This is a genomic window from Pseudonocardia xinjiangensis, assembly GCF_012911925.1.
GTDB classification, from domain to species: domain Bacteria; phylum Actinomycetota; class Actinomycetes; order Mycobacteriales; family Pseudonocardiaceae; genus Pseudonocardia; species Pseudonocardia xinjiangensis.
In genome coordinates, this window is record NZ_JAAXKY010000178.1 from 1 (window position 1) to 13,604 (window position 13,604).

Sequence of the window (13,604 nt, forward strand, 5' to 3'; positions counted from 1 at the left end):
GTGGGGGGGACGTCGAAGGCGGCGAGGAGCCGTTCGCGGGGCGTGAGGTCGGTGCGGTCGAACACACCGGACAGAACGGAGGGGTCGAACCGGCGCAGGTACTCGGCGACGAGTTCGTCCTTGCCGGTGAAGTGCTGGTAGGCCGTGCGCTTGGACACCTCGGCCGCCGCGCAGAGCTGGTCCATGCCCGTGCGGTTGATGCCCTGCTCGCGGAACAGCTGCTGAGACGCGCTGAGGATGCGCTCGCGGGCGCCCCGACCGCGGCGGCGGCCCGTGGGGCCCTTCTCCAACTCCGTCATGGATCCACGGTACCTCAGCTAGGTAACGACCGGTGTACATAATTTGCACCCCGACCACCTGTCCCGTACCGTAAGCACACAGAACGGTTTACATAACGCCGTAACCCCCAGGTGCACACGGCACCACCGACCCGAGGAAGCGACTATGGGAAAGCTCGACGGCAAGGTTGCGGTCATCACCGGCGGCACCACCGGCATGGCGCTGGCCGGCGCGAAGCTGTTCGTCGACGAGGGAGCACACGTCTTCATCACCGGCCGCCGCCAGGACGCCCTGGACGAGGCCGTGAAGCAGATCGGCCGCAACGTCACCGGCGTCCAGGGCGACGCCGCCGACCTGGACGACCTGGACCGCCTGTACGAGACCGTCAAGCGGGAGAAGGGAAGCCTCGATGTGCTGTGGGCCAGCGCCGGCGGGGGCGAGCCCGCCCCGCTCGGCGAGATCACCGAGGCCCAGTTCGACACCTGGTTCGGACTCAACGCGCGCGGCACCCTGTTCACCGTCCAGAAGGCCCTCCCGCTCTTCAACGACGGCGGCTCCATCCTCATGACCGGCTCCAATGCCTCCCTCGGCGCCTTCCCCGGCTGGAGCGTCTACGCCGGCAGCAAGGCCGTCCAGCAGGCCTGGGCCCGTGTCTGGCTCAACGAACTCAAGGACCGCCGCATCCGCGTCAACGTCCTGACCCCCGGCCAGGTCGCCACCGCCAAGCAGGAAGAACTCTTCGACGAGGCCACCAAGCGCCAGTTCGAGTCCCTCATCCCCCGCGGCCAGATGGGCCGCCCCGAGGAGATCGCCACCGCTGCCCTCTTCCTCGCCTCCGACGACTCCAGCTACGTCAACGGCATGGAACTCGTCGCCGACGGCGGCACCACCGCCATCTGAACCGAACCACCACAGCCAGGGCAGGACATCTCATGAGCAATATCAGCATCATCGGCACCGGGAACATGGCCCGCACCATCGGCGCGCGGGCGATAGCGGGCGGCAACACCGTCGAAGTCATGGGCCGCGATCAGTCCAAGGCCGCTGACCTGGCCAAGGCTCTCGGCGGCGGCACCACGACGGGAGAATGGGGCACCGCCCCGGCCGGGGACATCGTCATCGTGGCCCTGTTGTACGACGGTGTCGTGCCGGCCGTCGCCCAGTACGGAGACGCTCTCGCCGGCAAGGTCATCGTCGACATCAGCAATCCCTTCAATTCCACGTTCGACGGGCTGGCCCACCGCGAGGAGACCTCGATCGCGCAGGAAGTCGCCAAGGCGGCCCCGGCCGGCGCCAGCGTGGTGAAGGCGTTCAACACCGTCTTCCGTCATGTACTGGAGAAGGGTCGGCCGGACGTCTTCATCGCTGGTGATGATGCGCAGGCCAAGGCAAGTGTGGAGGCGTTCATCGAGAGCCTCGGGCTGCGCCCGCTGGACGTCGGCGGCCTGAAAATGGCGCACTGGCTGGAAGGAGCGGGCGTGGTCACGGTGGGCCTCGCCAACCATGGGGTGGGGAACTTGGACTTCGCCCTCAGCATCACCGAACTGCCCGTCTGAGTTAACGGTTGTACGGCTGAGACCCTACAAATGGGCGGTCAGCCGTGGGCCAGGTCGGCGAAACGGCTGTAGTGGAGCTGGTGGGCCACGGTGATGGTGCTGGTGGGGCCGTTACGGTGCTTGGCCAGGATCAGGTCGGCCTCGCCCGCCCGGGGGTCGTCGCGCTCGAAGGCGTCGGGCCGGTGCAGCAGGATCACCATGTCGGCGTCCTGCTCGATCGACCCCGACTCACGCAGGTCGGACAGCATGGGCCGCTTGTCGGTGCGCTGCTCCGGACCACGGTTCAGCTGGCTGATCGCCACCACCGGCACCTCGAGCTCCTTGGCCAGCAGCTTGATCTGGCGGGAGAACTCCGAGACCTCCTGCTGGCGGGACTCGACCTTGCGGCCCGACGTCATGAGCTGCAGGTAGTCGAGGATCACGAGCTTGAGGTCGTTGCGCTGCTTGAGCCGGCGCGCCTTGGCCCGGATCTCCATGAGCGTGAGGTTGGGCGAGTCGTCGATGAAGATCGGGGCCTCGCTGATCTCGCTCATCCGCCGGGCCATGCGAGTCCAGTCGTCGTCGCTCATCCGGCCCGCGCGCATGTCGGCGAGGCGGATGCGCGCCTCGGCCGACAGCAGGCGCATGACGATCTCGGACTTGCTCATCTCCAGCGAGAACACCGCACTGGTGAGTCCGTGGGCGACCGAGCAGGAACGAGCGAAGTCGAGGCCGAGCGTCGACTTCCCGAGACCGGGCCGCGCGGCCACCACGATCATCTGCCCGGGGTGGAGGCCGTTGGTGGCGGCGTCGAGGTCGGCGAACCCCGTGGGCACGCCGAGCGCGACCCCGCCACGGGAGGCGATGGCGTCGATCTCGTCCATCGTGGGCTGGAGGAGCTCCTCCAGCGCCACGTAGTCCTCGCTGGTGCTGCGCTCGGTGACCTCGTAGATCGCGGCCTGGGCGCGGTCGACGACCTCGTTGACCTCGGCCCCGTCAGCGCCGTGGTACCCGAGCTGGACGATGCGGGTGCCCGCCTCGACCAGGCGCCGCAGGATGGCCTTCTCGGCGACGATCTCGGCGTAGTAGGCGGCGTTGGCCGCGGTGGGCACGGTGGCGATCAGCGTGTGGAGGTAGGGGGCGCCACCGAGGCGGATCAGCTCTCCGCGACGCTGCAGCTCCGACGAGACCGTGACGGCGTCGGCCGGTTCGCCCCGGCCGTAGAGATCGAGGATGCAGTCGTAGACCGTCTGGTGGGCCGGACGGTAGAAGTCGTCGGGCCGCAGTACCTCGACGACGTCGGCGATGGCGTCCTTGCTCAGCAGCATGCCGCCGAGGACCGACTGCTCGGCCGTGAGGTCCTGAGGAGGCTGCCGGTCGAAGGGGCCGCCCGGTTCCGCAGGCTCGCCCGCCGCGCGCACCGGGCGCGGTCTGCCAGCCGGACGATCGTCAGCCAGTGCCATACGCAGCGTCACCCCCAGTCACCACTATATCGAACATTCGTTCGACGCGCCTCACGGACCCCGGGTGACACCCGGGTGAATCACAGCTGTCGTAGCGCAGAGTCCTCGCCCCCCGCACGGCAGGTTATGGGGCAGGACCGCCGGGTCAAAACCGCCCTGTGCACGGACCTGGGGACGGCGTGGGGACGGATTCGACGCCGCCCAGGAAGGCGCAGGTAGCAGCCTGTGGACGAGATGTGGACAACTAGGCTTCCCGACGGGTCTGACCAGTTCAGAGGCCGATTCGAAAGTGTGGACAACTTTCTTGTCACGACACGCCGACGGCGCCGTTTCGGCGTGTCGGGGAGGGCTTCTCAGCGGGCACCTGGCGCGTCCGGGCGGTCACTCGGCGATGCCCCCGTCACTTTGTCCCGAACCGGCTGCAGAGCGCGACCGGCCTGGTGGCAGGAAGGCGACGGGAAGAAGAACGGGGCGGGACGCGGGCACACGGCCCGTGTCCCGCCCCGACTACAGATCGTGACGGATGTGCATCAGTCAGCTTGCGACGACGGCGATGTCCAGCTCGGCGGTGACCTCGGGGTGCAGGCGCACCGTGACCGCGTGGGTGCCGACGGACTTGATCTGCCCGGACACCTCGACGGAACGCCGGTCGAGCGGCGGACCGCCGGCGGCACGGACGGCCTCGACGACGTCAGCAGCGGTGACCGAGCCGAACAGACGACCGGAGTCGCCCGCCGCCTTGGCCCTGACGGTGACGGACAGGTCGCCGAGCTGACCGGCGACCTCCTTGGCGTGGCCGAGGTCGCGGATCTGACGGGCCTGCTGGGACCGCCTGATCGAGGCGACCTGCTTCTCCGCGCCGCGGGTGGCCACGACGGCCAGCGAGCGGGGCAGCAGGTAGTTGCGGCCGTAGCCGTCCTTGACCTCGACGATGTCGCCGGGTGCGCCCAGGTTGGGCACGTCGGCGGTGAGGATGAGCTTCATTGTGGGAGTCCTCCGCTGTACTGAGGTTCGCTCGCGAGCTCGCTCAGCGGGCGGTCGAGGTGTAGGGCAGCAGCGCGACCTCGCGGGAGTTCTTGACCGCGACCGCGACGTCACGCTGGTGCTGACGGCAGTTGCCGGTGACCCGGCGCGCCCGGATCTTGCCGCGGTCGGAGATGAACTTCCGCAGCAGGCCGGTGTCCTTGTAGTCGATGTCCTGGGCCTTGTCCTTGCAGAACGCGCAGACCTTCTTCTTCGGCTTGCGCAGGACGGGCTTGGCCATGGGGTGCTCCTGCTTGTGCTCGTGACCCGCCTACGAGGGCGGGAAGTGGTGTCTCTGTCAGAAAGGGGGCTCGTCGTCGGCGGCCGGGCCGCTCCCGGCGGGCGGGGCCGAACCCCACGGGTCGTCCATGGGGGCGCCACCGGAACCACCGGAACCGCCGGAACCGCCGCCGAAGCCACCGCCGCCGCTGCCCCGGCTGACCTTGTTGACCTTGGCCGTGGCGTAGCGCAGCGACGGGCCGACCTCGTCGACCTCGAGCTCGACAACGGTGCGCTTCTCGCCCTCGCGGGTCTCGAAGCTCCGCTGCCGCAGCCTGCCCTGCACCATCACGCGCATGCCGCGGGTGAGCGTCTCGGCGACGTTCTCCGCCGCCTGCCGCCACACGTTGCAGCGCATGAACAGGGCGTCGCCGTCCTTCCACTCGCCGGACGCGCGGTCGAAGGTGCGCGGCGTGGCCGCGACGGTGAAGTTGGCGACTGCGGCGCCCGACGGGGTGAAGCGCAGCTCCGGATCGGCGGTGAGGTTGCCGACCACGGTGATGACGGTCTCGCCGGCCATCGCGATCGCCTCAGCTCGCCGCAGCAGCGGGCGCGGGTACCCGCTTCGGCTCGCGACGCAGCACCTTGGTGCGCAGCACGGACTCGTTGAGCCCCAGCTGGCGGTCGAGCTCGGCGACGGTGGCCGGCTCGCAGGTGACCTCGAGGACGGCGTAGATGCCCTCTGCGTTCTTGGCGATCTCGTAGGCGAGGCGGCGCTTGCCCCAGACCTCGATCTTCTCGACGGTCCCCTTGTCGTTCTTCACGACGTTGAGGAAGGTCTCCAGGGACGGCGTCACAGTGCGCTCGTCCAGACTGGGGTCGAGGATGACCATCAGCTCGTAATGACGCATGAGAACCACTCACCTCCTATGGACTGGAACGGTCGCGGTCCATCCGCGACAGGAGGTTCTCAGGAAGCCCCGACAGAAACGGACACCCGCAGGCGGGCGGCGCGTGCGGCACCCAGGGGGGGCGCCGGTCAGGTCGACGTGTCGAGGCTACCAGGGGGAACGACGCCGACCGTGCCCGGCCCGCCGACGCCGGAGCCGGTGTCCGACACCGCGGACCGGCCCACCGGCGGGAAGCGGACACTGCGGACCGCACCCGGCGGACCACGCCAGGCAACGGGGTGTCGGGGGAGGTCACTACGCTGGCCGCATGCTCATCGGGGCCCACGTGCGCGAGGACGACCCGCTGGTCACGGCGGCCGACCGTGGGGCCGACATCGTGCAGATGTTCCTGGCCGACCCACAGGGCTGGAAGAAGCCGCCCACGCACCCCCAGGCCGAGCAGCTACGCGACGGCGAGCTCACGGTGGTGGTGCACGCACCGTACGTCATCAATCTCGCGTCCCTGAACAACCGCATCCGCATCCCGTCGCGCAAGCTCGTGGTGCAGCACGCGGAGGCGGCCGCCGCGGTCGGCGCCATCGGGCTGGTGGTGCACGGCGGCCACGTCACGCAGGGCGAGGACGCGGCCACGGGCTTCGAGAACTGGCGCAAGTTCGTCGAGCGGCAGATGGGCGACGGCGGCTTCGCGGTGCCGGTGTTCATCGAGAACACCGCCGGTGGCGACAACGCCATGGCCCGCCGGTTCGACGCCCTCGCCCGGCTCTGGGACAGCGTCGGCGAGTTCGGCGTCGGGTTCTGCCTCGACACCTGCCACGCCTTCGCCGCCGGCGAGGACCTCGTCGACGTCGTCGAGCGGGCGAAGGCCATCACCGGGCGGATCGACCTGGTGCACCTCAACAACTCCCGCGACGAGTTCGGCTCCGCGCGCGACCGGCACGCCAACATCGCCGACGGCACGATCGACCCCGACCAGCTGGCCGCCGTCTGCTCCGCCGCGGGCGCGCCGGTCGTCGTCGAGACGCCGGCCGAGGGCCAGGCGGACGACATCGCGTTCCTGCGTGAGCGGCTGGGGTCGTGAGATCCGCCCAGGCTGCGCCGGACCGCAGCGAGGCTGTCCGATGACGCGCACCGTCGGGGTCGGCGCCGGCGCCGTCCCAGCTGACCGGTCGGTGTCCGCCTCGTCCGTCGGTGCCGGGGCCAGCCGGGCGGTGCTGGCCGTACTGGTGCTGCTCACCGGCCTCACGCTCGTGCTGGGCTACGCCAACAAGGCCCGCTGTACAGGGCCGGAGTTCAACGCTGCAGGGCGCAGCGAGCCCGACTACGGCGTACGGATCGAGCGCGACGTCTGCTACTCCGACATCCAGCACCTCTGGCTCGGCCGCGACATCGACAAGCACGTCTTTCCGTACCTGTCTGGGGCGATCACTCCGGAGGGGCAGCTCGTCGGCGGCTCGGTGGAGTACCCGGTGCTCACCGGACTGCTCATCTGGGCCGGAGCGTTGTTCGCCCACAACGACGCCGAGTTCCTGCTCGACTCGGCCCTGCTGATGGCCCCGTTCGGCCTGCTCACGGGCTGGTTGCTGGGCAGGTTGGCCCGCTGGCGGGCCCTGGTGTGGGCGCTCGGCCCGCCGCTGGTGCTCTACGCGTTCCACAACTGGGACCTGCCCGTGGTGGCCTGTGCGGTGGGCGCCGTGTTCACCGTGCACGGGTGGCGCACCGACCGGCCACTGGCCCAGCGCGCTGTCGTGGCCGCCGTGCTGCTGGGGCTCGGCTTCGCGTTCAAGCTCTACCCCGGCGCCTTCGTGCTGCCGCTCGCGCTCTACGTGCTCACGGCCTCGCGGCCGGGGACGCTGCACTGGGGCGCGGCGGTCCGTGTCGCCCTGGCCGCAGCGGGCACCGTCGTACTGGTGAACCTGCCGTTCGCCCTGGCCGGCTACCAGGGCTGGCGCGCGTCGTTCACGTTCCAGGAGCTGCGGAAGGTCGACTTCACCACCAACTCGATCTGGTACTGGGGTTTCCGCCCCGAGTCCGATCCCGACAACGTCGCCTTCCAGTCCACGATGGACTGGCTCTCACCCGGCCTCGTCCTCCTGTCCTTCGCGGTGGCCGCGGCCGTCGGCTGGTGGCGGTGGCGGCGCGACGGCGTCTACCCGTGGGTGGCGGTGAGCGCGGCGATGCTCTGCGGCTTCCTGTTGCTGCACAAGGTGCACTCGCCGCAGTACACGCTGTGGCTGCTGCCCTTCTTCGTGCTCCTGCAGGTGCCGTGGGGGTGGGTGGGGGCCTACCTGCTCGCCGACCTCGCGATGGGGATCGGCATCTTCCGCTGGTACTACGCGCTCCATGCCGGTCTGGGGTCCGGCATCTACGAAGGCTTCGCCGCGCAGGCCGTGATGATCGGGGTGTGGGGTCGCGCTGCCCTGCTCGTCGTGCTGTTCGTGGTGTTCCTCGGCCTCCCCGACCGGCTGGCCGCCGGTGGAGCGAACCGGCGCACCCCGCTCGCGGAGTCGGTGTAGCGGGCGCTCCGCCCACCTACCGCCAAGCGAATACCGGCTGTTCCAGGTGGGCCACCCGGGTCGGCCGCCCGTGCAGCACGACCTCCCGGAACTGGTGCAGCACCGCGCCGGTGGGCGCGTGCACGAACCGGCCGAACAGCGGCAGCTGGATCACCGGGGCGTCCGACTCGGGGATGGTGAGGAACCGCGGTTCGACGTCGATCAGCTCGAGGGGCACCCGGTGCAGCTCGCTCACCTCGGCCGGGCTGGGGTGCAGCGCGGGGTCGGTGCCCGCCCACAGGACGACGGGCGTGATGACGTAGCCGGACCGGGTGGGGTAGTCGTCGAGCAGACCGAGCTCGGCCTCCTCGCCGAGCTCCAGCCCGAGCTCCTCGGCGAGCTCGCGCCGGGCCGCCTCCCCGTACGTCTCACCGGGCTCGGTGCGCCCGCCCGGGAGTGCCCACTGACCGGCGTGCCCCCGCAGCGACGAGGCACGGCGCGTGAGCAGGAACGCCGGGCCCGGCTCGATCAGCGCGATCGCGACCGAGGCCGGTTTGAGGTCCGGCCGGTCGGCCGGGCGCCGGTCGAACCGGCGCAGAGCCTCGGCGACGCGGGATCGCAGGCTGTCCATCTCCTGATCGTGCCCCACCGGCCGCCCGGCCGTCCCGTGCCTCCGCGGGCCGCGCAGCGAACATGACCTCGAGGCCAGCGTGCCCGGTCGGTTAGGCTGACCCGACTGTACGACAGTCTGATGATCGGACATGGAGGTCTGAATGATCGATCCGGCTGTGCTGGCGCCGGCCCGCGAGGTGCTCTCGGTGAAGTACGCCGAGCGCCGCGTCCGCCGCAGCGACGTCTTCCACGACTACGGGTCCTACGGCGACCCCGACGGCTGGCTCGACATGGACTACAACTTCTGGGTCATCCGGGACGACGACGGCGTCACCCTCGTCGACACCGGATACGACGTGGCCGCCCGCGACTGGCTCGGCGAGATACCGGTGACCACGCCGCCGGAATGCCTCGAACTGCTGGAGATCGACCCCACCTCCGTCACCCGGGTGATCACCAGCCATTTCCACTACGACCACATCGGTCACCTGGGCCTGTTCCCGACGGCGGAGGTGGTCTCCGGCGGGGCCGAGTACGACTACTGGTTCGCCAAGCGCGACAGCGGCGCACTCGGTGGCGAGTTCACCACCGAGGCCGACCTCGCCGTCGTGCAACGGGCCGAGGACGCCGGTCGCCTCCGGCTGGTGCGGGAACCGGCCCGGGTGGGTCCCTCGGTGGCGGTGCACCCGGTGGGCGGCCACTGCCCTGGCGAGTTGGTCGTCACCGTGCAGACGGCACGCGGCCCGCTGGTGCTCGCCTCCGACGCGGCCCATTTCTACGAGCAGATCCAGCACGGGTGGCCGTTCTTCGCCTTCACCGACCTCGACGAGATGCGGGAAGGCCTGGCCACGATCAACACGATGGCCGACAGGTTCGGGGCCACGGTCGTCCCGGGCCATGACGCCCGTACGCGCGAGCGCTTCCCCGCTGCGGCAGGGCGCGCCGGACAGGTGGCCGTCGTCCTGGGATGACGCGAACCGTCAGGCGCCGTTCCGGGCGGGATCGGTTCCCGGCGACACGGAGCCGTTGCGGGCCGGGGACGGCTCCGACCGTCTCGACCTCGGTAGCGGGGGCCAGTCCGGGTCGTCCCGGTCCGTGCCGCGCAACCGCACCGCCCGCACCGGATCGGTCTCGGGTCGCAGGACGGAGCGCACCACCAGCACGCACAGGAGCACGACCATCGCGTCGCGGAGCACGACGGCCCCGAGGAACCAGTCCGGCGGCAACCCCTTCGACGCAGGCGTCAGGTAGTAGAACATCCGCGGGACCCAGACCAGTGCGTCGACCAGCATCCAGGCCAGCAGCAGCCGCCACCGCGGGAGAGCGAGCACCGCGAGAGGTACGAGCCACAGCGAGTACTGCGGGCTCCACACCTTGTTGACCAGCAGGAACGCAGCCACCACGAGGAACGCCAGCGACGCCAGCCGCGGGGGCTGCGGTGCCCGCCAGGCCAGCACAGCGAGGCCGGCACAGCACAGCACGAACAGCACCGCGCTCACCGTGTTGAGCACCGTGGGCGGCTGGCCCGACGCCAGTTGACCGTCGAACCCTGGCCAACCCGTGAAGTACGAGACGACGAAGTACAGCGAGTCGGGATCGGCGGGCCGCGTCTGGTTGAGCCGGAAGAACTCCCACCAGCCCCGCGTGAACGTCACCGCGATCGGCGCGTTGATCATCGCCCACGTGACGACGGCCGCCACCGCCGTGGTGATGCCGGTGGCCGCGTCGCGGCGGCGGAAGGCGACGAGCACGATCGGTAGCAGCAGTAGCAGCGGGTAGGCCTTGAAGGCCCCACCGATCCCCAGCAGCACGCCGGCGAGCCCGGGGTTCCGGCGGGCGAGCGCGAGCAGGCCCAGCGTGGCGCACGCGACCGCGAGCGTGTCGAAGTTGGTGAACGCGTGCACCACCACCAGCGGTGACACCGCCACCAGTGCCGCATCCCACGGCCGGGACGGGCGCAGCATGCGCACCCCCCACACCACCACGAGCCACGCCATGGCCAGCCAGGCCGCCGAGATGTTGAAGTACACGACGACGGGTAGCGCCGTCGGGAGTGTCGGCAGCTGCCGGGCGAGCCACAGCCAGGCGTCGGCGAGCCGGGCGTTGGCGTACTGGAAGTACCCGGTCAGGACCGGGTACTCCATGTAGCGCACCTGCTCCGACGGGGTGCCGCCGTTCTCGACCCACGAGTCCCGGTAGGGCACGGACCCGCTGTCGAGACCCTCGACCCCGTAGAGCGGGACGGTGTCCGAATAGCACATGGCGACGTACTGGCGGCCGTTGCGCCAGTCGAGCATCAGGCCGCCGTCCGATGACGGGCCCTGCTGCAGGCACGGCGCCTTACCGAGCCAGCCCAGTGCCAGCACGACCACCGCGAGGAGCAGCACCGCACGCAGCGGCGTCCAGAACGCGCTGCGACCGATCAGCGCGTGCCGGCCCAGCGGACCGCCCACGATCCGGCTGGCGGTGGCCACGAACGGTTCCGTCCAGGTGGGGACGACCCGGGCGGGCGGCGCGGGAGGCCGCCCTGCCCCCCGCCCGGCTCCGGTCACCGCGTGGATCCGGCCGCGTTGTTCGCCGGCGCGTTGCGACCGTTGTCGCCGCCGCCTCCGGTGGGTTGGTCGTTGCTGTCCCCGCCGCGCGGGTTACCGCCGCCTCCGTTGCCGCCGCCACTGCCGTTGCCGTCGTTGCTGTTGCCGTTGCCGTCGTTGTTGCCGTTGCCGTCGTTGTCGTTGTTGCCGTTGTTGCCGTTGTTGCCACCGTCGCCCGGCAGGACCCCGAACGGGCTGTCGGAGTCGTCGTCCGAGTTGCCGTTCCCGTTGCCGTCGCCGTTCGAGTCGCCACGACCGTTGTTGTCGTCGTCGCCCGTGGTCGGTGACCCGCTCTGCGGTGAACCCGAGGTGGGCGGGGCGCCCGAGGTGTTGGTGGTGGGGTCGGCAGCCGGCGGCACGCCCATCGGCACGAACTTGGAGAACTGCTCCTTCGGCGTGCCGCGCAGGGCGTCGTTCATGAACTCCTGCCAGATCGACCCGGGCAGCATGCGCCCGAAGATCGGGCTGCCGGCGGCGTTCTTGATCGGGTCGCTCTTGTCGCTGCCGACCCAGACCGCGGTGGAGATCGACGGGGTGTAGCCGACCGTCCACGCGTCCTTGTTCTGGCCCGGGACGTCCGCCTGCACGGTGCCCGTCTTGGCCGCGACCGGCCTGCCGTCCGACAACGCGATCCGGGAGCTGCTCGCGACATCGATCATCGACTCGGTGACGTTGCGCGCCACTTGCTGGGGGACCGCCTGCTCGCCGGCCGCCTCCCCGCGGTCGTAGAGCACCCGGCCGTCGGCCGCGACGACCTTCGAGACGAGGTACGGCTCGTGCCGCTCACCGTCGTCGGCGAACGTTGCGAACGCCGCCGCCATGTCGATGACGTGGACCTCCGAGTCACCGAGCGCGATACCACCGCGGGCGTTGAGCTCCACGTCGTCCGGGATGCCGGCCTGGTGGGCCGCATCGGCCACGCGCTGGGTGCCGACGTCGACCGCCATCCGGTAGAAGATCGTGTTGATCGACTTCGTCATTGCCGTCTGCACGGTGCACTTGTCGCAGTTGAAGCCCTCGGAGTTGTTGACGGTGACCCCACCCTCGAACCGTTGAGGCGAGGAGCCGTCGTAGGTGGAGCCGAGCCCGATGCCCTCGTTGCTCTGCAACGCGGCGGACAGCACGAACGGCTTGAACGACGACCCGGGCTGGCGCTTGGCGTTGGCGTAGTCGGTGGCGAGGCCGTTGGCCCCGCCGTAGTAGGCCAGGATCGCGCCGGTCTTCGGGTCGACCGAGACCAGCGCCGTGCGCAGGTTGTCCGGCTGACCCTCCATCACCTTCTTGATGGCCTTGACGGCCTCCGCCTGCCGCGGCTGCTGCACTGTGGTCGTGATCGTCAGGCCCTCGGTGTCGATCTGGTCCTCGGTGATCCCCTTGGCCGTGAGCTCCCCGACGGCCTTGTCGTAGATGTGGTACCGGTCGTCGTCGGGAACTCCGCCCAGCTGAGGGGGCTCGGGCAGCCAGTTGGTGGGGAACGTCTGCTGGGCGCGTTCGGCCGGGGTGAGGTACTTGTTCTCCACCATCCGGTCGAGAGCCCGGTTCCAGCGTTCCGTCGACTTCTGCTCGCTCTTGGCGGGGTCGTACGCGGACGGCGCCGAGATGATGCCGGCCAGCATCGCGCTCTCGGAGACCGTCAGGTCCTTGACGTCCTTGTTGAAGTAGGCCTTCGCCGCAGCCTGGATCCCGTAGGCGCCCCGGCCGAGGTAGATGGTGTTGAGGTAGTTCTCGAGGATCTGGTCCTTGGTCTGCTCACGGGAGATCTTCACCGCGAGCACGACCTCCTTGTACTTGCGCAGCAAGGAGACCTCGTCGTGGCCGGTGGACACCTTGATGTACTGCTGGGTGATCGTGGAACCGCCGCCGATCCCACCGGTGAGCTGGTTGTAGACCGCACGGAAGATGCCCGTGATGTCGAAGCCGGGGTTCGAGTAGAAGGTGTTGTCCTCGGTGGCCACCACGGCCTGGCGGGTCTGCAGGGGAATCCGGTCGAGCGTGACCTTCACCCGGTTGACGTTCTCGGGCCGCACCGTGGCCAACGGCTGCCCGTCCGCGAAGGTGAACGTAGCGACCTGGGTGAGCGTCGCCTCGTCGGAGGTGGGGACGGGGAAGATCATCCAGCCGACGGCGAAGGCGATGAACGGGCCGATCACCGCCAGACCGAGCAGCACGTAGAGGATCCGGCGGATCCGACGCCACGGGCTGTGCTTGCGGGACGGCGGCACCGGGGTGCCCGGTCCGGTCCCCCCGGTCGTCGCCGTCCGTTCGGCGAGAGCGAGCGCACCCTCCCTCGCCACCGAGGCGGCACCGGTCTCGTCGTGGGTGAGCAGCGGCATGTCCCCGGACGCGTACGGCGCCCTGGGACCGCCGGGCTGCTGCGGTACCGGCGGGCCGTCCGGACGGTAGCGCTGAGGCGGGACGGGACCGGGCGGGGGCGCGGCAGGGGCGCGGCCGCGCTGCGGCTGGCCGGGAGGAGGCGGAT

General features: G+C 70.2%; 14 protein-coding genes. 5 read left to right on the plus strand and 9 right to left on the minus strand.

Annotated elements, in window-relative coordinates; genetic code table 11:
* Positions 1–299: TetR/AcrR family transcriptional regulator (locus HF577_RS32910; protein ID WP_169399904.1), on the minus strand; the 299-nt coding region annotated here is incomplete at its 3' end.
* A 145-nt stretch (positions 300–444) separates the two neighbouring features.
* On the opposite strand from HF577_RS32910, the gene HF577_RS32915 reads away from it, so the two are divergent.
* Positions 445–1,179, plus strand: coding sequence for an SDR family NAD(P)-dependent oxidoreductase (locus HF577_RS32915; RefSeq protein WP_169399905.1), 735 nt, complete (start codon positions 445–447; stop codon positions 1,177–1,179).
* Positions 1,180–1,211: 32 nt separating this feature from the next.
* Positions 1,212–1,835: an NADPH-dependent F420 reductase gene (locus HF577_RS32920; protein WP_169399906.1), complete on the plus strand. Its 624-nt coding sequence runs from the start codon at positions 1,212–1,214 to the stop codon at positions 1,833–1,835.
* A 38-nt stretch (positions 1,836–1,873) separates the two neighbouring features.
* Here the strand turns inward: HF577_RS32920 and dnaB are convergent, their stop codons facing one another.
* The 5 genes from dnaB to rpsF all read right to left on the minus strand — a co-directional run bounded on the left by dnaB (position 1,874) and on the right by rpsF (position 5,430).
* Complete coding sequence (dnaB, locus tag HF577_RS32925; protein WP_169399907.1) at positions 1,874–3,277, minus strand: replicative DNA helicase; 1,404 nt, start codon at positions 3,275–3,277, stop codon at positions 1,874–1,876.
* A gap of 534 nt (positions 3,278–3,811) precedes the next feature.
* Complete coding sequence (gene rplI / locus HF577_RS32930; RefSeq protein WP_169399908.1) at positions 3,812–4,261, minus strand: 50S ribosomal protein L9; 450 nt, start codon at positions 4,259–4,261, stop codon at positions 3,812–3,814.
* Between the two features lie 43 nt (positions 4,262–4,304).
* Complete coding sequence (rpsR, locus tag HF577_RS32935; protein ID WP_094923024.1) at positions 4,305–4,541, minus strand: 30S ribosomal protein S18; 237 nt, start codon at positions 4,539–4,541, stop codon at positions 4,305–4,307.
* Positions 4,542–4,598: 57 nt separating this feature from the next.
* Positions 4,599–5,099, minus strand: a complete 501-nt coding sequence (locus HF577_RS32940) for a single-stranded DNA-binding protein (RefSeq protein WP_169399909.1) — start codon at positions 5,097–5,099, stop codon at positions 4,599–4,601.
* A gap of 10 nt (positions 5,100–5,109) precedes the next feature.
* Positions 5,110–5,430 carry a 30S ribosomal protein S6 gene (gene rpsF / locus HF577_RS32945; protein ID WP_169399910.1) on the minus strand — a complete coding sequence of 107 codons (321 nt, stop codon included), beginning with the start codon at positions 5,428–5,430 and terminating at the stop codon, positions 5,110–5,112.
* A gap of 307 nt (positions 5,431–5,737) precedes the next feature.
* Between rpsF and HF577_RS32950 the strand changes: the two genes are divergently transcribed.
* Positions 5,738–6,508 (plus strand): deoxyribonuclease IV, encoded by a 771-nt coding sequence (locus HF577_RS32950; RefSeq protein ID WP_169399911.1) that lies wholly within the window; start codon positions 5,738–5,740, stop codon positions 6,506–6,508.
* 40 nt (positions 6,509–6,548) lie between these two features.
* On the plus strand, positions 6,549–7,943 hold the full coding sequence (locus tag HF577_RS32955) for a glycosyltransferase family 87 protein (RefSeq protein WP_169399912.1): 1,395 nt from the start codon (positions 6,549–6,551) through the stop codon (positions 7,941–7,943).
* A gap of 16 nt (positions 7,944–7,959) precedes the next feature.
* Here HF577_RS32955 and HF577_RS32960 read toward each other — a convergent pair whose 3' ends face one another.
* Positions 7,960–8,553, minus strand: a complete 594-nt coding sequence (locus HF577_RS32960; RefSeq protein WP_169399913.1) for an NUDIX hydrolase — start codon at positions 8,551–8,553, stop codon at positions 7,960–7,962.
* A gap of 142 nt (positions 8,554–8,695) precedes the next feature.
* On the opposite strand from HF577_RS32960, the gene HF577_RS32965 reads away from it, so the two are divergent.
* Positions 8,696–9,505 (plus strand): N-acyl homoserine lactonase family protein, encoded by an 810-nt coding sequence (locus HF577_RS32965; protein ID WP_169399914.1) that lies wholly within the window; start codon positions 8,696–8,698, stop codon positions 9,503–9,505.
* Between the two features lie 9 nt (positions 9,506–9,514).
* Here HF577_RS32965 and HF577_RS32970 read toward each other — a convergent pair whose 3' ends face one another.
* The gene (locus tag HF577_RS32970) at positions 9,515–11,008 is read right to left on the minus strand and encodes a glycosyltransferase family 87 protein (RefSeq protein WP_407692265.1); all 1,494 of its coding nucleotides are present in this window, start codon (positions 11,006–11,008) and stop codon (positions 9,515–9,517) included.
* 74 nt (positions 11,009–11,082) lie between these two features.
* Positions 11,083–13,604, minus strand: a 2,522-nt coding sequence (locus HF577_RS32975; RefSeq protein ID WP_312859542.1) for a transglycosylase domain-containing protein, incomplete at its 5' end; no start/stop codon positions are given.